At 61.7% G+C, this 21,872-nt stretch carries 21 protein-coding genes; 12 read left to right on the forward strand and 9 right to left on the reverse strand.

What is annotated here, in order from left to right; all coding sequences use genetic code 11:
- The first annotated feature begins 3 nt into the window (after positions 1-3).
- From BM160_RS12900 to BM160_RS12920, 5 genes are all read left to right on the forward strand, one after another.
- Complete coding sequence (locus tag BM160_RS12900) at positions 4-534, forward strand: pilin (RefSeq protein ID WP_304442240.1); 531 nt, start codon at positions 4-6, stop codon at positions 532-534.
- Positions 535-768: 234 nt separating this feature from the next.
- On the forward strand, positions 769-2,478 hold the full coding sequence (locus BM160_RS12905) for a phosphoethanolamine transferase (RefSeq protein ID WP_177219011.1): 1,710 nt from the start codon (positions 769-771) through the stop codon (positions 2,476-2,478).
- Complete coding sequence (locus BM160_RS12910; RefSeq protein ID WP_218156615.1) at positions 2,459-3,202, forward strand: fused MFS/spermidine synthase; 744 nt, start codon at positions 2,459-2,461, stop codon at positions 3,200-3,202. The genes BM160_RS12905 and BM160_RS12910 overlap by 20 nt, the downstream gene beginning before the upstream one ends.
- Before the next feature lie 23 nt (positions 3,203-3,225).
- Entirely contained in the window at positions 3,226-4,716 is a 1,491-nt protein-coding gene (locus BM160_RS12915) for a spermine/spermidine synthase domain-containing protein (protein ID WP_177219012.1), read from the forward strand.
- A gap of 227 nt (positions 4,717-4,943) precedes the next feature.
- A complete protein-coding gene (locus BM160_RS12920; RefSeq protein WP_369821785.1) occupies positions 4,944-6,449 on the forward strand; it encodes a PglL family O-oligosaccharyltransferase in 1,506 nt (501 codons plus the stop codon).
- 28 nt (positions 6,450-6,477) lie between these two features.
- Here the strand turns inward: BM160_RS12920 and moaC are convergent, their stop codons facing one another.
- Positions 6,478-7,002, reverse strand: coding sequence for a cyclic pyranopterin monophosphate synthase MoaC (moaC, locus tag BM160_RS12925; RefSeq protein ID WP_092005970.1), 525 nt, complete (start codon positions 7,000-7,002; stop codon positions 6,478-6,480).
- A 164-nt stretch (positions 7,003-7,166) separates the two neighbouring features.
- On the opposite strand from moaC, the gene BM160_RS12930 reads away from it, so the two are divergent.
- On the forward strand, positions 7,167-8,714 hold the full coding sequence (locus BM160_RS12930) for a M48 family metalloprotease (RefSeq protein ID WP_177219019.1): 1,548 nt from the start codon (positions 7,167-7,169) through the stop codon (positions 8,712-8,714).
- On the opposite strand, the gene BM160_RS12935 is transcribed toward BM160_RS12930, so the two are convergent.
- Together BM160_RS12935 and BM160_RS12940 are read right to left on the reverse strand one after the other, a co-directional pair.
- Positions 8,670-9,023 carry a phage holin family protein gene (locus BM160_RS12935; protein WP_092005973.1) on the reverse strand — a complete coding sequence of 118 codons (354 nt, stop codon included), beginning with the start codon at positions 9,021-9,023 and terminating at the stop codon, positions 8,670-8,672. The two genes, BM160_RS12930 and BM160_RS12935, sit on opposite strands and share 45 nt — an antisense overlap.
- A gap of 97 nt (positions 9,024-9,120) precedes the next feature.
- A complete protein-coding gene (locus BM160_RS12940) occupies positions 9,121-9,849 on the reverse strand; it encodes a TerC family protein (RefSeq protein ID WP_092005976.1) in 729 nt (242 codons plus the stop codon).
- Here BM160_RS12940 and BM160_RS22285 point away from each other — a divergent pair.
- From BM160_RS22285 to BM160_RS12950, 3 genes are all read left to right on the forward strand, one after another.
- Positions 9,848-10,084 (forward strand): hypothetical protein, encoded by a 237-nt coding sequence (locus tag BM160_RS22285; protein WP_143093255.1) that lies wholly within the window; start codon positions 9,848-9,850, stop codon positions 10,082-10,084. The two genes, BM160_RS12940 and BM160_RS22285, sit on opposite strands and share 2 nt — an antisense overlap.
- Positions 10,085-10,325: 241 nt before the next feature.
- Positions 10,326-10,751, forward strand: coding sequence for a DUF3717 domain-containing protein (locus BM160_RS12945; protein WP_092005979.1), 426 nt, complete (start codon positions 10,326-10,328; stop codon positions 10,749-10,751).
- 84 nt (positions 10,752-10,835) lie between these two features.
- A complete protein-coding gene (locus tag BM160_RS12950) occupies positions 10,836-11,138 on the forward strand; it encodes a hypothetical protein (protein WP_092005982.1) in 303 nt (100 codons plus the stop codon).
- Positions 11,139-11,373: 235 nt separating this feature from the next.
- On the opposite strand, the gene purB is transcribed toward BM160_RS12950, so the two are convergent.
- The gene (gene purB / locus BM160_RS12955) at positions 11,374-12,753 is read right to left on the reverse strand and encodes an adenylosuccinate lyase (protein ID WP_092005985.1); all 1,380 of its coding nucleotides are present in this window, start codon (positions 12,751-12,753) and stop codon (positions 11,374-11,376) included.
- Positions 12,754-12,837: 84 nt separating this feature from the next.
- Between purB and BM160_RS12960 the strand changes: the two genes are divergently transcribed.
- Positions 12,838-13,452: a glutathione S-transferase family protein gene (locus tag BM160_RS12960; protein ID WP_092005988.1), complete on the forward strand. Its 615-nt coding sequence runs from the start codon at positions 12,838-12,840 to the stop codon at positions 13,450-13,452.
- 350 nt (positions 13,453-13,802) lie between these two features.
- Here the strand turns inward: BM160_RS12960 and BM160_RS12965 are convergent, their stop codons facing one another.
- Complete coding sequence (locus tag BM160_RS12965) at positions 13,803-14,423, reverse strand: glutathione peroxidase (protein WP_092005991.1); 621 nt, start codon at positions 14,421-14,423, stop codon at positions 13,803-13,805.
- Between the two features lie 218 nt (positions 14,424-14,641).
- Here BM160_RS12965 and BM160_RS12970 point away from each other — a divergent pair, with 218 nt between their 5' ends.
- Both BM160_RS12970 and rfaE2 read left to right on the forward strand, forming a co-directional pair.
- On the forward strand, positions 14,642-15,511 hold the full coding sequence (locus BM160_RS12970) for a ferritin family protein (protein ID WP_092005993.1): 870 nt from the start codon (positions 14,642-14,644) through the stop codon (positions 15,509-15,511).
- Positions 15,508-15,993, forward strand: a complete 486-nt coding sequence (rfaE2, locus tag BM160_RS12975) for a D-glycero-beta-D-manno-heptose 1-phosphate adenylyltransferase (protein WP_092005996.1) — start codon at positions 15,508-15,510, stop codon at positions 15,991-15,993. The genes BM160_RS12970 and rfaE2 overlap by 4 nt, the downstream gene beginning before the upstream one ends.
- Before the next feature lie 31 nt (positions 15,994-16,024).
- On the opposite strand, the gene BM160_RS12980 is transcribed toward rfaE2, so the two are convergent.
- From BM160_RS12980 to BM160_RS12995, 4 genes are all read right to left on the reverse strand, one after another.
- Positions 16,025-17,263, reverse strand: a complete 1,239-nt coding sequence (locus BM160_RS12980) for a beta-ketoacyl-[acyl-carrier-protein] synthase family protein (RefSeq protein ID WP_092005999.1) — start codon at positions 17,261-17,263, stop codon at positions 16,025-16,027.
- Between the two features lie 29 nt (positions 17,264-17,292).
- Positions 17,293-17,535: an acyl carrier protein gene (locus tag BM160_RS12985; protein ID WP_092006002.1), complete on the reverse strand. Its 243-nt coding sequence runs from the start codon at positions 17,533-17,535 to the stop codon at positions 17,293-17,295.
- Between the two features lie 82 nt (positions 17,536-17,617).
- Complete coding sequence (locus tag BM160_RS12990) at positions 17,618-18,664, reverse strand: SDR family oxidoreductase (RefSeq protein WP_092006005.1); 1,047 nt, start codon at positions 18,662-18,664, stop codon at positions 17,618-17,620.
- Positions 18,665-18,767: 103 nt separating this feature from the next.
- Positions 18,768-21,863 carry an efflux RND transporter permease subunit gene (locus BM160_RS12995; protein WP_092006008.1) on the reverse strand — a complete coding sequence of 1,032 codons (3,096 nt, stop codon included), beginning with the start codon at positions 21,861-21,863 and terminating at the stop codon, positions 18,768-18,770.
- Between the last annotated feature and the right edge of the window lie 9 nt (positions 21,864-21,872).

Here is a 21,872-nt window from a genome sequence, read left to right on the forward strand (position 1 = left end):
TTCATGAAGCGTTCCATGCAAATGGCCCAAAAGGGTTTCACCCTGATCGAGTTGATGATCGTCGTGGCGATCATTGGTATTTTGGCGGCGGTGGCCTTGCCAGCATACAAAGACTACACGGTGAAAGCCCGCATGTCTGAAGTGGTGCTGGCCGCATCGCAGTGTCGAACCACAATCAGCGAGGCAGTCCAAACGATGAATAAAGATGCCATAGGTAAGCCAAATGAATGGGGCTGTGAAGCTAATACTTCCAAATCCTCTACTGCCAATCCGACAAAAATGGTGCTTTCGGTTGCCACAGATGGTAATGGCATCGTTACCGTGACGCCTGATCCGGCTGCCTTGGGTGTGACATTTGACCCAACGAAGGATTATTTCACATTGGCTCCTTTCTATAACAAAGCAGGCACAGTGACAGCTATTGATCTTTCCGCAGCGGACAAAGATCAAGGCGTGCAAATTTCTGAATGGAAATGCAAGCCTTCAGCTACTGCTGTTGCTATTCAGAAATATCTGCCTGGCTCGTGCAAGTGATACAAGCATAAGTATCTGAATACTTAGGATAAAAAAGGGAGCTCAGCTCCCTTTTTTATTACATTTTCCAGCAACGATTAATAGATGAATATTTTGTCTGGAAGCAAGCCGATTTGATTAGCAAATGGATTGCCATGGAATGGTGTGCCCTCCTCTTGTCTAGACTGCGTGTGATGGGTTTTTCAATGAGCATTCGCTCTTGTCCGCTGGATCATGCCAAGTCGTAACAGGCGTATGATTTTTTGGTTTCCGTGGTTGTTGCTGCTGCTGTTATGGCTGCCCAACTTGCTGCTTGTTGACGGCGGGACCGAGGTGCAGCGCATACATTTTTTTGAAACCGTCACGTTGGGGCTGATGTTCTGGCTGACGTGGTTTGCCTTGGTGGGCCACTTATGGTTGGCGCTGCTATTGGCGTTGCCTGCGGCATTGCTGTGGCCGCTGGAAATGTGGGCGCGCATTGAATACGACACGGCGATTTCGTCTCATTTGGTCGGCTTGGCTGCGGAAACCAACTGGGCTGAGAGTGCTAATTTTTTCAGCACCTACAGCCCCAGCCTGGCATTGCCATTCATGCTCTGGCTGCCCTTGTATGTTGTGGGAATCTGGCGTGCATGGCGGTGGAAACTCCGCTGGACGCACCGCTCACGCGGGTGGTGCTTGGTCATTTTGCTACCAGTGCTGCTGATGATTTACACCTCACTCAGCCTGCATGGAGCGAGTGCAAGCGACCTCAAGGGGAAACCCTTGGATGATGAAAGGCTTTCCAGCTGGGGGCTGCAATGGGTCGATGTTTTTCCGGTGAACCTGCTTGTATCGTTCGAGCATTACCAGCGGCAGCAAGGCAGGCTGCAAGCGGTACGGGAGGCCATAGGGCAGCAATCTGTCGGGGCCACCCAAGCGGCCACGAAACATGAGCCCGAGGTGGTCGTACTGATTATTGGTGAGTCGGCAACTGCCACGCGCTGGGGGCTTCTAGGCTATCCACGCGAAACGACACCGCGCCTAGCAAAGCTGGCTGGGCTTGCCGCCTTTTCCGATGTCGTGGCCTTGTCTACCGCCACGCGCACGGCCGTGCCGGGGGTGTTGTCACGCAAACCTGTGCTGTCATCTGACGGGCGTCTGGATTTGAAAGCTGAACCTTCGCTGATCAAAGCCTTTTCCGAAATCGGCTACCAAACGCACTGGCTGTCAAACCAGTCGCCGCTCGGTCAGCATGACACGTCTATCAGTGTGTATGCCCGCGAAGCGGGAGATGTGCGCTTTTTGAATCCTTCTTCCTACGCAAACCGAAGCAGCTACGATGAAATACTGCTGCCTCCCTTGCGCTCCATCATGTCCCAGCCTGGACGGCATTTGGTGGTTATGCATTTGTTGGGCAGTCATTTTGACTATTCGCTTCGATACCCGGACGCATATGATCGGTTCAAACCTTCGCTCAAGTCACCAGGCACGGTGCTGCCAGAGAGCATGGAGTATCGGGAACGGGTGGACAACAGCTACGACAACACTTTGTTGTACACCGACCATGTATTGGCTGAGATTCTCGCTGCTGTTCAAAAGCGCGGCGGCGCCTCAGTCGCGGCTTATTTTTCCGACCATGGCACTGATCCCGCTGGAGGAGCTTGTCCATCGAAAGGTGCCAGCCGACGAGGAGAGGCCACTTTTCGGGTGCCCGCCTTTGTCTGGCTCAGTGAAGAAATGCGAGCGCAGCACGTGATGCAGTGGACGCAACTGCAAGCACATGCGCAAGAGCCTTACATGACCCGTGCGATGTTTTCAACGCTGCTGGAGCTGACGGGAATTGACCTCACGGGTGGTACGCCGTCTGAAAGTTTTTTGCGTCGCCCCGATCTGAAGTCGATCCCGCGTTATGTTGCTAACGCTAGTGCCAAGTTGGTTGATTTTGATGCGGCGGTGAAACGAAATGCATGTTTTATCTCGTAGAACTAATTTTGATCGACGTGTGATTCGAATTTTTATAGACATTTTTATGACGATCTCTGTGTCATCGGTGCCGGGCGTTCAAGCCCGGGATAAAGGTCATGTGAGAGACGTGCTGCTGTTATTGAGCTTTTTCATCTCTGGCTGCAGCGCTCTCATTTACCAAGTGAGCTGGCAACGAGCACTCTACGCAGTGATTGGGGTGGACATGGATTCCATCACCATCATCGTGTCGGTTTTCATGCTGGGCATAGGCATAGGGGGAATGCTGGGCGGCTGGTTGTCCGATCGCTATCCACAGCGGCGGCTGCGGCTGTATGGCTGGATAGAGTTGTCAGTTGCCCTCTATGGTGGCCTCAGTCTGTGGTTGCTGCAGAGGCTAGAAGTTCTGCTGGCGAGCGGTCCTTGGAGTGCCAGTGGTGTGGCCAGCGCCGTGGCCTGTTTTGTCTTTCTGGCGATCCCCACCGTTCTGATGGGGATCACGCTGCCGCTGCTGACCATGGCTTTCAACGAGCGCAGCGGCAATATTGGCGTGTCGGTTGGCACGCTGTATTTCATCAACACGCTGGGCGCAGCCGCAGGGGCCGCGTTGGTGCCGTTCGTGTTGTTGCCCGTATTGACCTTGCCGCAAGTGGTCTGGACGGCGGTTGCAGGCAACGTGGCCGTGGTGGCTTGCGCGCTGCTGGCTGCGACCATGCTGGCCCCTGCCGTAAGAGCGCGCGCATGAACTACCCCGCCTTGCTGTCCTTTGTGTGCGGCTTTGCCAGCCTGAGTCTGGAAATTCTATGGGTGCGGCTGTACAGCTTTGCGAAGCTGTCCACGCCCGCGGCTTTTGGCTTTGTGCTGTTGGCCTATTTACTGGGCATTGCGCTGGGTGCGCACGGTGGCGCACGCGCTTGTCGCCGCGCGCCGGGCGACGCACGGCTGTGGTATTACAGCATCGTGGCGCTACTGTTGTCGGCGCTGACGTCGCTAGCGCTGCCAGCGTTGTTTGGCTGGATGACTGCCAATGGTCTGCAGAACCCGATATTGGACATTCTGACCATCGCGGTGGCATCAAGTGCGCTAGCGTTTGTGTTTCCCATTGCGCACCACCTTGGCACACGGCAATTGCTTGAAAGGCAGGGCCATCGTTTTGCACTGGTTTACACCTCGAACGTGACGGGTGCAGCCCTTGGCCCGCTGGTAACTGGCTACATATTGCTGGAGCACCTAAGTCTGCAGCAAAGTTTTTTGGTGATTTCGATCGCCCAACTGGCCGCAGCGATATTTTTTGCCTTGGCAATTCGGGGCACACCACGGCGCATGGCCATGGCGGGCGCTGGAGTCGCACTGGCCGGCGTCGTCGCGCTGAGCGGTGCCGGGCTTGATCCACATGTGCTGGTGCAAAACTTGAACCAGACGGGTGAGCGAGCTACAAAGGTGATTGAAAACCGGCACGGCATCATCACGCTCTTTGAAGGTAAGAACGGTGACGATGCGGTGTATGGCGGCAATGTGTACGACGGACGCACCAATCTGAGCCCGGAGCGCAACACCAATGGCCTGCAACGTCCGCTGTTGATGGCGGCGTTGCAGCCGCAGCCAAGGCGAGTATTGATGGTGGGGCTGTCGATCGGCACCTGGCTTGCGTTGGTCAATGAATTTCCGGGCGTCGAGCAGGTGGATGTGGTGGAAATCAACCCCGGCTATCTATCTGCGGCACAAGCCTACCCGCTGCAGGCGCGTGCGCTCAAAGACCCGCGCGTGAATGTCGTGGTGGATGACGCACGGCGCTGGTTGCGCCACCAGCCTGAACGGCGCTACGACCTCATCATCATGAACACCACATGGCACTGGCGTTCCAGCATTAGCCTGCTGTTGTCAACCGAATTCTTGCAGTTGATGAAGTCGCATATGACATTGGGGGCGGTTCTCTCGTTCAATGCCACCGGCTCGGGCGATGCCTTCTTGACGGCTAGCAAGGTGTTTGCGCACGCCTATCGCTATGGGAACTTTGTGTATGCAGCCGATTTTGATTTTCGGGGCCGCAAAGATACCGTTGCGTCGCGTGATTTGTACCGTGGTTTGCGCCTGTTCGATAAGCCGCTTTTTGCGTCTCCGTCGACGACCATCGACAGATTTTTGTTGCAACCATTTATCACTCTCGACACGGCACAACGCGCCTATGAACGGCCGTTTGAAGTCATCACGGATCACAACATGATCACGGAATTCAAATATGGTCGAACGCTTTACTGACGACATTGGCACAAACGCCACACGATTGTCGTTAAAAACTTGACTGCCCCGTTCCCGTTTGGAGTCATGGGTGTGCCAGGCGGCTTTTAACAAGGCCGTTGCGTACATGTCGATGTTTTTCCGTAGCTCTGCCCAATGCGAAAATTGCGTTGCCATGCCAACTTCTTTCGCCATCACCCGTCAGGCCGCCTGTGTCTTTAGCCAGCAGCGCTAACCCGGCTTCGCTCTTGCCACAGCATCACTCCGGCAAGCTGTGGATGGGGCTGCTTGCGGCCCTGCTGGCCGTGCCCTGGCTCAACCCCTACACCTCGGGCCCTACGTCCAACGCCTGGCCGTGGCTGTTTTCGGCGCTGTGCGCGCTGGGCGTGTGGCAGTGGCGGCGCGGGCTCAATGCCAAACTCATCGCCAGCGCCTGGGTGTTGGCCGCCACCTTGAGCGCGGCGATCGCCTTGCTGCAGTACTTTGGACTGGCGCAGGCCTTGAGCCCCTGGGTCAGCCAGAGCCTTGTTGGCGAGGCTTTTGCCAATTTGCGCCAGCGCAATCAATTCGCCACGCTGACCAGCATGGGCTTGATCGCGCTGATTGCGCTGGCCGGATGGTCGGCCCGAGCTGTGCCGGCCTATCGTCCGCCACGGTGGTTTAGTGTCGTGGCCTTGCTGCTGGCGCTGGGCAATGCGGCCAGTGGCTCGCGCACGGGTTTGCTGCAGTGGCTGCTGATTCCCTTGCTGACTGCCTGGTGGGCGCTGCCGGGCCGGCGGTATTTGCTGGTGTTGGCGCTGCAGGCTGCTGTAGCCTATGCGATTGCCGTGCTGAGCTTGCCCTGGCTGCTGGAACTGGTGACCGGCACGCATATCGGTGGCTTGTTCGGCCGGCTGACAGAAGCGCCGACCTGCCAGAGCCGCAAGATACTGTGGTCCAACGTGCTGACGCTGATTGGCCAAAAGCCGTGGCTGGGCTGGGGCTGGGGCGAACTGGACTACGCGCACTTCATTACGCTTTACGACGGGCCGCGCTTCTGCGCCATTTTGGACAACGCCCACAACCTGCCGCTGCAACTGGCGGTGGAGCTGGGCCTTCCCGCTGCCGTGGCGCTATGCGGCGGTGCCGGTTGGCTGGTCTGGCGGGCCCAGCCCTGGCGTGAAACCGATGCGGCGCGGCAAATGGCCTGGGGTGTGCTGGCCGTCATCGGCCTGCACAGCCTGCTGGAATATCCGCTGTGGTACGGGCCGTTTCAGCTGGCGGTGGGCTTGTGCCTGTGGCTGCTGTGGCCTTCAGGTCAAGAATTTAAGGAAAATAAGCCGCTAGGCCAATACCTGCAGGCACTAACAGCTACTATTTTGATAGTAACGTTGACATGCTTGGCCGTCAGCTACTACCGGGTCAGCCAGATCTATCTGCCAGTGGAAGGGCGCAGCACCGCTTACCGCGACGACACGCTGGCCAAAATACGCGGCAGCTGGTTGTTTCCAGATCAGGCCCGCTTTGCGGAGTTGAGCGTCACCACGCTCAAGCCCGAAAATGCCGCGGCTATGCATGCCATGGCACTAGAGTTGCTGCACTTTTCGCCGGAGCCGCTTGTGGTTCAAAAGCTGATCGAAAGCGCCGTGATGCTGGGCCGCGATGACGAGGCCGTGCAGTATCTGGCACGCTTTCGTGCCGCCTATCCAGAGGAGCATGCGCGCTGGGCACAGGGGAACGCCAAACTCCCGGCTGCGTTGCAGCGCGTGCAGTGAAGTGAGTCCGGCCGGCTCGGGGCGTGGTTCAGGGGTTTACAAAGCTGCCCGATTTGCCGCCGTGCTTTTCCAGCAGCTTGACCTCGGTAATGGTCATGCCGCGGTCCACCGCCTTGCACATGTCGTAAATCGTCAGCAGGGCGATGTTGACGGCAGTCAGGGCCTCCATCTCGACGCCGGTGGGGCCGACGGTCTCCACCGTGGCGGTGCAGCTGACATGCCCGGTTTCACCATCAATAAGACTTGCAACGCCCGCACTGTCTTCGGGAGAGGCTACGAATTCAATAGCAACCCGGGTCAAGGCCAGCGGATGGCAGAGCGGGATCAGGTCGCTGGTTTTTTTGGCCGCCATGATGGCGGCAATGCGTGCCACGCCCAATACGTCGCCTTTTTTGGCATTGCCGGCCAGAATCAGGGCCAACGTGACCGGCATCATCACAATCCGGCCTTGGGCGACGGCGATGCGATGTGTGGCGGCCTTGGCCGCCACGTCGACCATGTGGGCTTGGCCCTGGCCGTCAAAATGGGTGAGGGGTGAAGAAGACGTCGTCATGCTGATACAGAACCTTTACAACTATGCGTCATCATAAGAGCTTGTTTGCGCACCCCTCCATGCCACCAAGGTGATTGCTTTTGTTTCCATCGATTCGTTCTGAAAACCATCCCCTCAAACCGCAGTTTGTGCTGCGTCGGCTGACGCTGGCTCTGGTGCTTTCCATGGCATCGGCCCAGCTCTCGCTGGCGCAAGTGCCGGGCGCCGGGGCTGGCTCCAGCTCGGCTACCCTGCCGTCGCTGGGCGACAACTCCGAGTTGTCGGCGGCGGCCGAGCGCCGCATTGGCGACCGCATTGCCGTCAGCATTTACCGCGACCCGGACTATATGGATGACCCGGTGCTGGGCGACTACCTGCAAAGCATCTGGCAGCCGCTGATGGCTGCCGCGCGTGCGCGCGGCGAGTTGAATGCCGAGCTGGAGGAGCGCTTTGCCTGGGAGGTTTTCCTGGTCCGCGATCGCAGCATCAATGCCTTTGCCCTGCCCGGCGGCTATTTTGGCGTGCATCTGGGCCTGATTGGCGCGGTGAGCAGTGCCGACGAGATGGCGGCCGTGCTGGCGCACGAGTTGAGCCATGTCACGCAGCGGCATATCTCGCGGCTGATGACGCAGCAAAGCCGGCAGGCGCCGTGGATGATTGCCGCCATGATTCTGGGGGCGCTGGCGGCCAGCAAAAGCCCTAACGCCGCCGGTGCGGCCATCGTCGGTGGGCAGGCGCTGGCGGCGCAGGGCCAGCTCAATTTCTCGCGCGACATGGAGCGCGAGGCCGATCGTGTCGGTTTTGGCGTCATGGGCGATGCCGGCTATGCCAGCAGCGGCGTGGCCAATATGTTTGAAAAACTGCAGCAGGCGGCGCGGCTCAATGACAACGGCTCCTTTCCCTACCTGCGCTCGCACCCGCTGACCACCGAGCGGATTGCCGAAGCGCAGGCCAGGGCGCAACTGGCGCCGGCCACCAAGCTGTCTGGCGACAGCCAGGCCGAGCGCGGCAAGGCGCAGCTGCTGCATGCCATGATGGCCGCGCGGGCCCGCGTCCTGGCCGCGCCCGGGGTGGATGGCTTGCGCGCCATGGTGAGTGAAGCGCGCCAGCGGGCCGCTACACCGTCGCCGCTCCAGGCGCCGGCTTCGGCGGCCAATATCCGCGATGCCGGGGCCTTGTATGCCGGCGCCCTGGCGTCGGCGCAACTGCGCGACTTTGCTGCCGCACGCAGTTTTCTGGCGCCGCTCAAGCCGCTCACGGCCGAGGGGCAGCGCGCCAGCCAGACCTTGGAATTGCTGGCCGTAGAGATCGATTTGCAGGCCGGGGTGGTGCCGCCCTCAGCGGCATCGTTGGATCTGGCCAAGGCCAGCACGCGGGCCGAGGTGCTGACTCAGGCCAGGTCGCTGATGGCGGCGCAGCGGGCGCCCGAGGTGTCAAGCCGGCTGCAGAGCTGGGTCGCCAGCCATCCCAGGGATGCGCTGGCCTGGCAGCTGCTGGCCGTGGCCTATGGCAAGCAAAACCAGAGTGTGCGGGCGATTCGCGCCGATGCGGAAAGTCGAGCCGCGCAGCTAGACTACCCGGCGGCGCTGGACCGCTTCAAGGCGGCGCAGGCGCTGATGCGCAGCAATCCGGGCAGCGCCGATTATGTGGAGGGTTCCATCATCGACACGCGAGCCCGTCAGATGGATCTACTGATCAAGGAACAGGCGCTGCAGGACAAAGTCGATCGCTAGCTGCAGCACGGAGTAAATCAGCGAGCCTATCAGCGCCGCGGAAAAACCGCGCACGCTCAGGCCGCTGACCAGGCTGGCCGCCGCCCAGAACATCAAGGCATTGATGATGAACAGGAAAAGGCCTAGCGTGACCACTGTCACGGGCAGGGTCAGCAAGACCAGAATCGGGCGCACCACCATGTTCAGTGCGCCCAGCACGGCCGCCGCAATCAGCGCCGCCGTGAAGCTGCTCACCACCACGCCCGAATAAAGATAAGCCACCGCCAGCAAGGCGGCGGCGCTTAACAGCCAGTTGATGATGAGTTTCATGGCCGAAGAATACCACCGCAGACCGACCGGCAAAGGGGGCTGCGGCTGGCCTCATGCAGAGTCAGGCAGGGGTCTCAGCAGGCCCCCGCCCCAGGCATCAGCTCTGCTGCGCCGTGGCGCTGGCTGCGGCCTTGCTGCGGCGGTTGGCCCACCAGCCCGCTGCCAGCACGCCGGCAATCGCCAGAGCGTAAGTGGCCCAGGCGGCGGCGCTGTGCAGGGTCTGAGCCGAAGGCAGGCTGTCAGGGCCGCCATAAATCGGGTCGAGCCAACGCTCACCCACAATCATGTTGGCGGCGGTAAAGGCCAGCACGGCGGCTCCGAGCTTGATGATGACGGGGAAGCGCTCCACCAGCTTGAGCACCATGGTGCTGCCAAACACCACGATCGGCACGCTCACCAGCAGGCCGATGATGACCAGGTCAAACGCGCCGTGCGCGGCACCGGCCACGCCCAGCACGTTGTCAATGCCCATCAGTGCGTCGGCAATCACGATGGTTTTCATGGCGCCCCAGAAGGTACTGGCGGCCGGTCCCGCGTGCTCCTTGTCGCCCTGATCGGCCAGCAGCTGATAGGCCACCCACAGCAGGCCCAGGCCGCCGACCAGCATCAGGCCGGGTATTTTCAGCAGCCACACCACGCCCACCGTCATGACCGAGCGGACCACAATGGCGCCGGCGGCGCCCCAGACGATGGCTTTTTTCTGCAGATGCGGCGGCAGGTTGCGCGCGGCCAGCGCAATCACGATGGCGTTGTCGCCGGCGAGCACCAGGTCAATCAAAATGATCGCCAGCAGGGCGGACCACCAGGGGGTTGAAAACAATTCCATGGAACACACTTCCCAATATCAAGTTTCAAGGTGGAAATTCGAAAAACCGAATTCCCGGATAGGTGAAACCTGTCGGGCCGATGCCAGGCGGGACTGGGGCTTGGATATGGATATTCATGCCGCGAACGCCTCGATCAAACCCGAACAGGTTTCAATCGAAGGTCTGGCTCGACATGCAGTGTGGCTGCATGCCCAACAAGCCGGAAGCGTGAGCCTCGTATTGACGACTTGTTGAAGCGATCTTGCGGCGGCCACTTGAAAAAGCGCTGCAGCAAATTCAGGGAGTTACTCCCCTTCGGTGCGATATTGGACAACAAAACCGTTCCCCTGGCAAATGCAGGGCTTTTCCGCCAGGCCGAGTGGGCCCTAAGCCGGGGCCGGGCGCGCCCTTGGCCACTAGCGTCGATAATAGGCAGCCCGGCTACGCCGGTTCGCGCAAGGCGCTGGCCGCCCCTCACTGTCGACTACTTTTCCCCATGCCCGGCATCCACATCACCGACATCGAAGCCGCCATCAATTACTGGCGCGGCAAAAAACCTTCAGCCGACGGCCTGACGCTGGCGCCCGAGTTGCGCGCGCTGGCCGAGGTTTACGCACTCATGGTGGTTCAGCATGAAGAGCTGGCCGACGTCAAAACCTTTCCGGCCAAGGCGCTGGCGGCCTGGATCGCCTGGTACGACACCACGGCCGACACGCCCTGCATCGCCATCTGCTCGACCAGCCAGGGCGATGAGCTCTGCAAGGGCTGCGGCCGCACCTTTGCCGAGGTGCAGCACTGGCTGGAGATGACGCCCTTCGAGAAACGCAGCACCTGGCGGCGCATCACGCTGGAGGCGACGGCCTGGCGCTTTGGCCGCTATGCCGACAGGGCGCTGGAGGGTCAGGCGCCTGATCAAGCCTGAGGTATAAGCGAAACAGGCCTCTAGCCCAATAGGCATGAGCGCAAGAAGCTATCAATTTAATAGTTAACCAGGCGCAGCCCACACATGCTCAGACTGACTCGCGCTCCCAATATTGCGATTGCCGCGCTGTGGGCCGATGCCTTGCAGCAAGCCGGTTTTTCGGCCAGCGTGCAACGCTATTTCCTGAGCGGCATCGCCGGCGAATTGCCGCCCGACCAGTGCCTGCCCGAGGTCTGGTTGACGCTGGACGAGGAGGCGCCCGCCGCCCGGGTCTTGCTGCACGCCCTGCAAAACATGCCGCAGCGGCGCTGGCTGTGCGGCTGCGGGGAAACGGTTGAAGGTGGTTTCGAGCAGTGCTGGCACTGCGGCGCGGCCATGCCGGCTTGACTAGCCCCCACGTTCGCTCACTTCGTGTGCTCTCTACCCCCCCCGAGGGGGCTGCCCGCCTTGCGGCCCGGCAAAGCCGGCTCCGCGGCTCATACTGGCTTGAATAGTTCAGTAGGCTAACCCAAGGGAGTTATTCACCAATGGGGGCCGCGGGGCTGGCTTTGCCAGACCGCAGGCCCCGCCCCCTCGAGGGGGAACAGGCTACACGAAGTGAGCCTGGACGGGGGTGGGCTTGTCAGACCCGCTTGGCCAACTCGGCCGCCATGCCGACATAGCTGGCCGGCGTGAGCGCCAGCAGGCGCACTTTTTCGGCCTCGGGGATTTCCAGCGAGCGGATCAGGCCGTGCAGGTCTTGGGCCTTGACGGTCTTGCCGCGCGTCACTTCCTTGAGCTTTTCGTAGGCGCCCTGCACGCCGTAGCGGCGCATCACGGTCTGAATCGGTTCGGCCAGCACTTCCCAGGCATTGTCCAGATCCTCGGCCAGGGCTTCGCGGTTGAGTTCGAGCTTGTTCAGGCCGGTGTTTAGCGAGTTGTAGGCCAGCACGGCGTAACCCAGGGCCACGCCCATATTGCGCAGCACGGTCGAGTCGGTCAGGTCGCGCTGCCATCGGCTAATGGGCAGCTTTTCGCTCATGTGCTTGAGCAGCGCATTGGCCAGGCCTAGGTTGCCCTCGGCGTTTTCAAAGTCAATCGGGTTGACCTTGTGCGGCATGGTCGAGGAGCCGATTTCGCCTTCTTTGAGGCGCTGCTTGAAGTAACCCACGCTGACATAGCCCCAGATATCGCGCGCCAGGTCTATCAGTATGGTGTTGGTGCGAGTCACGGCATCAAAGAGTTCGGCCATGTAGTCGTGCGGCTCGATCTGGATGCTGTAAGGCTGGAACGTCAGGCCCAGGCCCAGCGGCTCCGGCGTTTCAATCACGTGACGGCTGAAGGCTTCCCAGTCGAAGTCGGGCCAGGCCGACAGGTGAGCGTTGTAGTTGCCGACGGCGCCATTCATTTTGGCCATCAGCTTGACGCCGGCGATTTTCTCGCGCGCCAGGCTCAGGCGCACCACCACGTTGGCGATTTCCTTGCCGACGGTGGTCGGGCTGGCGGTCTGGCCGTGGGTGCGGCTGAGCATGGGCTCGTTGGCATGCTCGTGCGCCATCTGGCGCAGCTTGTCTATGACCTTGTCGAGCGCCGGCAGCAGGACCTGCTCGCGGCCGCTTTTGAGCTGCAGCGCATGGCTGGTGTTATTGATGTCTTCGCTGGTACAGGCAAAGTGCACGAATTCGCCGGCCGCCTGCAGTTCAGGCCGGGCTTCGAATTTGGACTTGATCCAATACTCCACGGCTTTCACGTCGTGGTTGGTGGTTTTTTCAATTTCTTTGATGGCGATCGCATCGGCTTGCGAGAAATTTTTCACCAGGCCCAGCAGATAGGTGCGGGCGCCCGGGCTGAGGGGCTTGAACTCAGCGAACTTGGCATCCGAGAGGGCAATAAACCAGGCGATCTCGACCTGGACGCGTCGGTGCATATAGCCCTGTTCGGACATGATGGGACGCAAAGACTGGAGTTTGCCGGCGTAGCGGCCGTCTAGCGGCGACAGGGCATTGATGGTGGAGAGGCTCATGGCTCAATTGTAGGCCGATGGCCGGCCAAGCCAAGTCGATAGAATAGCCTGCTTCCTGATCACGACCTTGACCCTCGCATCACCATGAAACTCATCGGATCCGCTACCAGCCCCTATGTACGCAAAGTGCGCGTTGTGATGGCTGAGAAAAAGCTGGACTACCAGTTGCTGCTGGAAGACGTCTGGGCGGCCAACACCACCATTTCCGTCGCCAACCCGCTGGGCCAGGTGCCCTGCCTGGTGATGGAAGGCGGCGAAGCCGTATTCGATTCCCGCGTGATCGTCGAATACCTGGACACCCTGTCACCGGTCGGCAAGCTGATCCCGGCGCAAGGTCGGGAGCGCGCCGAAGTCAAGACCTGGGAAGCGCTGGCCGACGGCCTGTGCGATGCGGCTCTGCTGGCGCGGCTGGAGGCCACCTGGGCCGGCCGCAGCGAGGCGCAGCGCTGTGATGCCTGGATAGAACGGCAAACCGGGAAGATCAAGGCCGTACTCAAAGCCATGAGCAGCGGTCTGGGCGAGAAGGCATTTTGCAGCGGCGTTCACTTCAGCCTGTCGGATGTGGCGGTGGGTTGCGCGCTGGATTACCTGAGCTTTCGCTTCCCCGAGATCACTTGGCGCGACAGCTATCCCAACCTGGCCAAGCTGCAGGAAAAGCTGGCGCTGCGGCCCAGCTTCGTGGAAACCAGTTCCAACTGATTTTTTTGAAGAAAATCGGCCTTAAGCCCAATAGGCACGGGCGCTACAGGCTATTAAAACAATAGTGACCAGGCAACCTGGCCGGCCAGCGTTGTTGGCCGCAGTGGCGTTTACCTGCAAGATAAAAATGCTGCGAAGCGTCCCGGCGCGAAGGAGGGAGGGAGGAGGAGCACCCCGGGGATTGCATTCGGGCCTCAAGGACCCGAAAGGCCTCGCAGCATTGAAACTGTTTTTGCTTGTGCAGATTGTGGGTATGTGAACAAACCGCGCCTGTCTGGGTAAGAACGCCAAAGAGCCTGCTTGGTTCCCCGGCGCCGTCTGGCGCACCCGGTAAATTTTTGTTAATTAGCCTAGGGGCGGGCCAGCTGCTTTTCAATCTCGTTGATGAATTTGTGACTGGTCGGGTCGGTCAGGGAGTTGAAGCTGACGACGCTGGCGCCATCGCGGGCGATCACATATTTGTAAAAGTTCCAGCGCGGCATGGTGCCGGTTTTGTCGGCCAGCTGCTTGAACAGCGGGCTGGCTTCGGGGCCGGTGACGCGGGTCTTGGTGAACATCGGAAATTTCACGCCAAAGGTGTTTTCACAAAAATCGGCAATTTCCTTGTTGCTGCCGGTTTCCTGCGAAAAATCGTTGGAAGGAAAACCCAGCACCACCAGGCCGCGCTCCTTGTACTTGGCATAGAGCGCCTCCAGGCCCTGGTACTGCGGCGTGAAGCCGCAAAAGCTGGCGGTATTGACCACCACCACGACCTTGCCGCTGTACTGGCACAGCGACTGCGGTTTTTCGTCTTGCAGGCGCAGCAGGTTTTGCTGCAACAGGGCGGAGCAGCCCACCGGTGTGGCCGGCGTGTCGGGCGTGGCCGACCAGGCGCCGCTGCTACCTAATGCCAGGCTGGCCAGGCTGGCCAGGCAGGCCAGGCAGGCCAATAACGCGGACAGACGCCAGGGTTTGAAAGTGAAAAGGGTCATGACTGACTCGCGTGAAAGTGATGGACAGCGTTCATTTTGACCGCCTTGTCTCAATAGTGTGGCCCTGCGCCAAGCCTGAGTCCGGGAGATGGTTTTGAGCAAAGTCCTTGCGAGCGGCCCTTGTCACATTCACCGCCTAAAATCGCAGGCGTACTCAGGATGGATCAGCAGCACATCCGAGGCCGATGTCCCGGCGATCCGCTTGAGAAGGAACCCATATGCTTTACCCCGAACTGTTTAAACAACTTGAATCCGTCCGCTGGGACATGGACAAGGATATTCCCTGGGCCAGTTTTGATGCCTCCAAGCTGAGCGACGAGCAGGCCCAGACCATCAAGATGAATGCCATCACCGAGTGGGCCGCCTTGCCGGCAACGGAGATGTTTTTGCGTGACAACAAGGATGACAGCGATTTTTCCGCTTTCATGTCGATCTGGTTTTTTGAAGAGCAAAAGCACTCTCTGGTGCTGATGGAATACCTCAGGCGCTTTCGGCCCGAGCTGGTGCCCACGGAAGAAGAGCTGCATGAGGTGCGCTTCGAGTTCGAACCGGCACCGGCGCTGGAAACCCTGATGCTGCATTTTTGCGGCGAGATTCGCCTGAACCACTGGTACCGCCGCGCCAGCGAATGGCATACCGAGCCTGTCATCAAGCAGATTTACACCCAGCTCAGCCAGGACGAGGCGCGCCACGGCGGCGCTTATCTGCGCTACATGAAGCGCGCCATCAACAAGTTTGGCAATGAGGCCAAGACCGCTTTTGCCAAGGTCGGGGTCTTGATGGCCAGCGCGCGGCGCACGGCGCAGGCCCTGCATCCGACCAATCTGCACGTCAACAAAAACCTGTTTCCGCGCGACACCATACAGAGCCGCCTGCCCAATCCCGAGTGGCTGGAGCACTGGCTGGACACGCAGATCAGGTTTGACGCCGTTTGGGAAACCAAGGTGGTCGAGCGCATCCTGCACAACCTGGGCCTGCTGCTGAACCAGCGCTTCAACAGCGTGCAGGAGCTCAACCGCTATCGCAAGGAAATCGGCAAGGAAGTGGCGAGCACCGCCCTGCCCGAGCCGCAGGTGAAACCCGCGTGAGCCGGCCGGCCTTCCTCGACAAAATCGTCTCGCGTGAAGAGGCCGGGGCACGGGTCGCGGCGCTGCCGGCGCCGGTGGTATTTACCAACGGTGTGTTTGACGTGCTGCACCGTGGCCATGCCACCTACCTGGCGCAGGCGCGCGAGCTGGGCGCCAGCCTGGTGCTGGCGCTCAACACCGATGCATCGGCCCGCCGGCTGGGCAAAGGGCCTGACAGGCCGCTCAACAATCAAGACGACCGCGCCGTCATGATGGCGGCGATGGAGTCCGTCAGCCTGGTCACCTGGTTTGACGAAGACACGCCGCTGCAACTGATTGCCGAACTCAGGCCAGACATTCTGGTCAAGGGCGGCGACTACGACATGGAAAAACTGGCCGAGACCGCCGTGGTGAAAGCCTATGGCGGCCAGGCCCTGGCGATTCCCTTTGTCGATGGCTATTCCACCACCGCGCTGGTGAAGAAAATCCGCTCAAGCCCCTGAACCCCAGCCTGGGGTCTGCACCGCGGGATGCTCAGGCTGCCTGGGCGATCAGCACGGCGTTGGAGCCGCCGAAGGCAAAGGAATTGGACATCACCGCGCGCAAGCCGGCGCCGTCGCGCGCCACCCTGGGGATGTAGTCGAGGTCGCAGCGCGCATCCGGGTGTTCCAGGAAGGCGGTGGGCGGCAACTGCCCGGAGCGCAGGGCCATGACGCTGGCAATGAACTCCATGGCACCGGCCGCGCCCATGGCATGGCCATGCACGCCCTTGCTAGAGCTGACCGGCAAGTGCTGCGCGTGATCCGCAAAAGCCAGCTTGATGGCATTGGTTTCCACCACATCGCCGACCTCGGTGGCCGTGCCGTGGGCATTGAGGTAGCCGATGTCGGTGGTATTGAGCCTGGCATCGGCCAGCGCCAGCGCCATGGCCCGCGCCTGTTGCTGGGGCTCGGGCTGGGTCAGGTGATGGGCGTCCGTGGTCGCGGCATAGCCGACCAACTCGGCCAGGATGTTGGCGCCACGTTTTTTGGCGCTGTCCCACTCTTCCAGCACCAGCATGGCCGCGCCTTCGGCCAGCACCAGGCCGCTGCGGTCGACCGAAAACGGCCGGCACGAGGCCTGATCGCCATCGGCATGCGGTTTGGCCAGGGTATGCATGGCCTGCCAGGCCTTGATGGTGCCCCGGTTCAGCAGCGCTTCCGCGCCGCCCGCCAGCATGGCATCGGCATAGCCGTGCCGGATCTGGCGAAAGGCCTCGCCGATGGCGGTGGCCGAAGAGGCGCAGGCATTGGAGATGGTGCTGCTGGGGCCCTTGAGGCCGAACTCCATGGACACATGGGCGGCAATGGCGTTGTTCATGGACAGCACCACCGTCATGGGGCGCAGGCGCGCGACCTTTTGCTCCAGCAAGGCGGTGTAGGCCAGGTCGGTGGAGCCGGCGCCGCCGCTGCCCGTGCCTATGGACACGCCAAAGCGTTCGCCGGCCAGCGTGCCGTCAGCGGGGCTGGCGAGTCCGGCCTGGGCCATGGCCTCACGGGCGGCGACCAGCGCAAACTGGCTGACCCGGTCCATGGTCAAGAGCCGGGCGCGCGCAAAGTGCTGATCGGGATCGAAAGCGATGGCACCCGCCAGCACGCTTTCGCTGCCGGTGGGAAAGGGGATGTCTATGGCCCGAATGCCGGACCGCGCCGCCAGCAGTGCTTCAAAGAAGGCCGGGCTGGTGCAGCCAACGGCGGAAACCACGCCAAGACCGGTGATGGCAACGCGACGCATGGCTCTGTCTTGATGAAGGCGCTAGGGGTTTAGGGGGCGGGCTTGCCGGCGGCTGGCAGCAGCGGCTCTATCAGTTGCACCATCTCGCCGAGAGTACGGGGCGGATTGGCCTGGTCGGGAATCTGTATGCCGAACTTGTCTTCGATCTGGAACAGGAACTCGATGACCGCCAGGGAATCGAGCCCCAGGCTTTCCAAGGTCGCCTCGGGCAGCAGTTTGTCTTCGCTGATGCCAAAGGTCTCGGCAAAAAGATTGATCAAATCAGAGTTCATTACCTAAACCGTAAATGTGTATGCAAAACGCTATTGTCCGCCATCGCCCCAGGCGCATGACTGGGGGCATTACTTATTCAACTCAGGGTGTGTACATCTGCCGGACCGCATCCGACAGGCTGAAACCGCCCAGCAGCTCGCCCAAATAGCTGGCCGGTGAAGGCGCGACGGCTGCCGTGCCGATTTCGGCGCGCAGACGGGCGTTGCTGAAAACCGCATCGGCGGTCAGAAAGGGCAGATAGGGCTGCAGCGCCTGGTACATCCAGCGCTGGCGGGCAAACTGGGGCGTGGGCTCATAGTCGCGCCCGCGCATCACCATCTTGCCTATGCCGGGCATGCTGTCTTTCAGTTGCTCGGCCAGGGCCTGGAAACTCATGGAGTCCTCGCCGGTCGAGACGTGGTAGCAGTCGTGCTTGAGCTCGGTCTTGAGCAGCATTTCGGCAAACGCGCCGGCAATGAAATCCACAGGCGCAAAGTCAAGCTTGGCCAGGGGATCCAGCGGTACATCGCCAAGTTCGGCCATCACCGGAATCGCCCACAGCATGTTGCGCGACAGCTTGGCGTCGTCAATGCCTCTGGCCAGCACGATGCCGGGGCGCAGGCTGACAAACGGGCTGCCGGCCGCCCGCAACATGGTTTCGGCGTCGCGCTTGGAGCGGATGTAGTCGTTGGCATAGCCGGCAAAGGGCATGTCTTCGGTGATCACGCCACGCGGCTCGGTGGTGACCGCCGCCGTGCCGACGAAAAAGCCGCGCTGCGAGGGTGTGAGCTTCTTCAGGATGCCCGCGAAATTCTCGGCTGCCTTGATGTTGATGGGGTAAACGCCGGCGCCGGGCTTGAAGGAGGTGCTGGCGGCGGAGTGCAGTATCACGTCGGCAGACCGCAGCACTTGGTCGCTCAGGCCGAAATCAGGCTCGACCACGTCGCCGGCCTCGGCAGAGACCATCTCGGCAAATTCAGGCTTCCACAAAGCGCTCTTTTGCAGGCGCTCGAGGAGGCGGAAACGGGCTTGGTCGGCATCGGCGGCACGCACCACGGCGGTGCTATAGACGCCGCGGGCGGCCAGAATGAGCATCAACTCGCCGCCAATCAGGCCGGTTGCGCCCGACAGCAGTACGCGTTTTGGCATGTGAAGAAATGTAAAGATAAGCCCTCGAGTATATGCCAGTCGGCCCCCTGAAAGCGCAGCAAGCCGCTCGCCAAACGGGTCTGCGGGGTCGCTGCCGGCCTGGCTACTTGTCGGCTAGCTCGACAGGCGCACGCCCACGCCAGCGCCTGGCCGTGCGCCTTAGCCACTGCTCCAGATCGTCTATGTAGGTAAAGACCACCGGCACCACCAGCAGGCTGAGCACGGTGGAGGTGATCAGTCCGCCAATCACGGCAATCGACATCGGCGAGCGAAAGCTCGGGTCGGCCGCCCCCAGGCCCAGGGCAATCGGCAGCATGCCGGCGCCCATGGCCAGGGTGGTCATGATGATGGGCCTGGCGCGCTTGTGGCAGGCGTCCAGCAGCGCGTCCCAGCGCGACATCTTGTGCTCGCGCCGCGCCACGATGGCGTATTCCACCAGCAGGATGGAGTTCTTGGTGGCAATGCCCATCAGCATGATGAGGCCGATCAGCGAGGGCATGGAGAAGCTTTTTTGCGCCATCAGCAAACCGACAAAGGCGCCGCCCAGGGACAGGGGCAGGGCGGCAAGAATCGTCACCGGCTGCAGGAAATCCTTGAACAGCAGCACCAGCACGATGTAGATGCACAGCACGCCGGTCAGCATGGCCAGGCCAAAACTGGCAAACAGCTCGCCCATGATTTCGGCGTCGCCGACCTCCACCACTTTCACGCCGGACGGCAGGTTTTTGATGGCCGGCAGCTGCTTGACGGCCTCGGTGACATCGCCCAGCGCCCGCCCCGACAGTTCGACCTCGAACTTGACATTGCGCGCGCGGTCATAGCGGTCGATGACGGCCGGCCCGCCGCTCATCTCCAGCGTCGCCACCTGGCCCAGCATCACCGGGCCCTGGCCCGGCTTGACGCTGGGCACGGCCAGGCGTTCCAGCACGCGCAGATCCTGGCGCGCCGCATCGGCCAGCCTGACGACGATGGGAATCTGCCGATCCGGCAGGTTGAGCTTGGGCAGTGCTTCCTCGTAGTCGCCGACGGTGGCGATGCGCAGCGTTTCGCCCATGGCTGCGCTGCTCACGCCCAGGTCGGCGGCGCGCGCGAAATCCGGACGGATGGCAATTTCCGGCCTGACCAGACCGGCGCTGGAGGAGATATTGCCCAGGCCGGGAATGGTGCGCAGGTCTATTTCCACCGCCTGCGCGGCGGCTTGCAGCGCCTGCGGGTCTTCGGCCGTCAGCACCAGCACGTAGGCTTCGCCCGAGCCGCCCAGCCCGACCTTGCTGCGCACGCCGGGCAAGGTTTCCAGCGCCACTCGCATCTGCTGCTCAATGCCTTGCTTGCGCGGGCGTTCGCTGCGCTCGTCCAGCAGCACGGTCAGCGTGGCCTTGCGGGTTTCCGCCGCGCCGCGCGGGGCAAACGGGTCGCCGCCGGCCGAGCCGCCGCCTATGGTGGTGTAAATGCTTTTCACATGCGCGACCTGGCTGACCAGGCGGCGCGCCTGCTCGGCCGAGACCGTGGTTTGCGCCAGCGTGGCGCCAGGCGGCAGCTCCAGGTAAACCTGGGTCTGCGAGCTGTCGTCGGCCGGCATGAAGCCGCTGGGCAGCAGCGGAATCAAGGCCACCGAGCCGAGGAAGAAGAGGGTAGCGGCGATCATGGTCGTCACCCGGTGCTGCATGCACCAGCTGGCCGCGCGCAGGTAGAGCTTCATCCAGCGCGGCTCCACATGCTGGCCGACGATGGGCTTGAGCAAATAGGCCGCCATCATGGGCGTCAGCACCCGGGCCACCACCAGCGAGGCAAACACCGCCAGCGAGGCGGTCCAGCCGAACTGCTTGAAGAACTTGCCGGCGATGCCGCTCATGAAGGCGGTTGGCAAAAACACCGCGATCAGCGTGAAGGTGGTGGCCACCACCGCCAGGCCAATTTCATCGGCCGCTTCCATCGCCGCTTCGTAAGGCGTCTTGCCCATGCGCAGATGGCGCACGATGTTCTCTATCTCGACGATGGCGTCATCGACCAAAATGCCTATCACCAGCGACAGCGCCAGCAAGGTGATGACGTTGATGGAAAAGCCCAGGTAGTGCATGCCTATGAAGGCCGGAATCACCGACAGCGGCAGCGCCACCGCCGAGACAAAGGTGGCGCGCCAGTCGCGCAGAAACAGCCAGACCACCAGCACCGCCAAAATGCCGCCTTCGTAGAGCAGGTGCATGGAGCCGTCGTATTCGCCCTGCACCGGGGCGACGAAGTTGAAGGCCTCGGTCAGGACGATATCCGGGTGCTGCACCTTGAGCTCGCTCAGCGCCTGCTGCACGGCGGCGCCCACGGCGATCTCGCTTTCGCCGCGGCTGCGCGCCACTTCAAAACCGACCACCGGCTGGCCATCGAGCAAGGCGGCGGCGCGTGGCTCGGCCGTGGTGTCGCTGACCTTGGCCACGTCGCTGAGCCGGATGCGCCTGCCGTCGCTAAGGGCCAGCTCCAGCCGGCCCAATTCTTCGGCCGACTTGACGGTGGCCAGGGTGCGCATGGGTTGCTCGCTGCCGCCTAGGTCGGCGCGACCGCCGGCGCTCTCCAGCTGCACCTGGCGCAGCTGCTGCGAAATGTCGGCGGCAGTGGCGCCCAGCGCCTGCAGGCGTTCCGGATCCAGGGCTACGCGCACTTCGCGCGAGACGCCGCCCACCCGGTGCACGGCGCCCACGCCGCGCACCGCCAGCAGCTTGCGCGAGACCTCGTTGTCGACGAACCAGGACAGCGCTTCGTCGTCCATGCGCGGCGAACGTATGGTGAAGGCCAGCACCGGCTGGCTGGCCAGGTCCAGCTTGCTGACCACCGGATCGCGCAAATCGCCGGGCAGCTCGGCCCGCACCCGGGCCACGGCGGCGCGCACGTCGTCGACGGCTTCTTGCACCGGCTTTTCCAGCCGGAATTCTGCGGTGACGGTGACGCCGCCGTCCTGCACGGTGGTGTGCAGGTGCTTCAGGCCCTGCACCGTGGCGATGGCGTTCTCCAGCTTGCGCGCCACCTCGGTCTCCAGCTGGGCCGGCGCCGCCCCCGGCAGCGCCGCCGCCACCGTCACGGTGGGCAGGTCGATGTCGGGAAAGTTCTGCACCTTCATGGCCTTGAAGGACAGCAGGCCGGCAAAGCTCAGCAGCACGAACAGCATCACTGCCGGGATGGGGTTCTTGATCGACCAGGTGGAGACATTCATGGTGAATTA

It is taken from the genome of Polaromonas sp. OV174, from assembly GCF_900112285.1.
Taxonomy (GTDB): Bacteria; Pseudomonadota; Gammaproteobacteria; order Burkholderiales; family Burkholderiaceae_C; genus Polaromonas.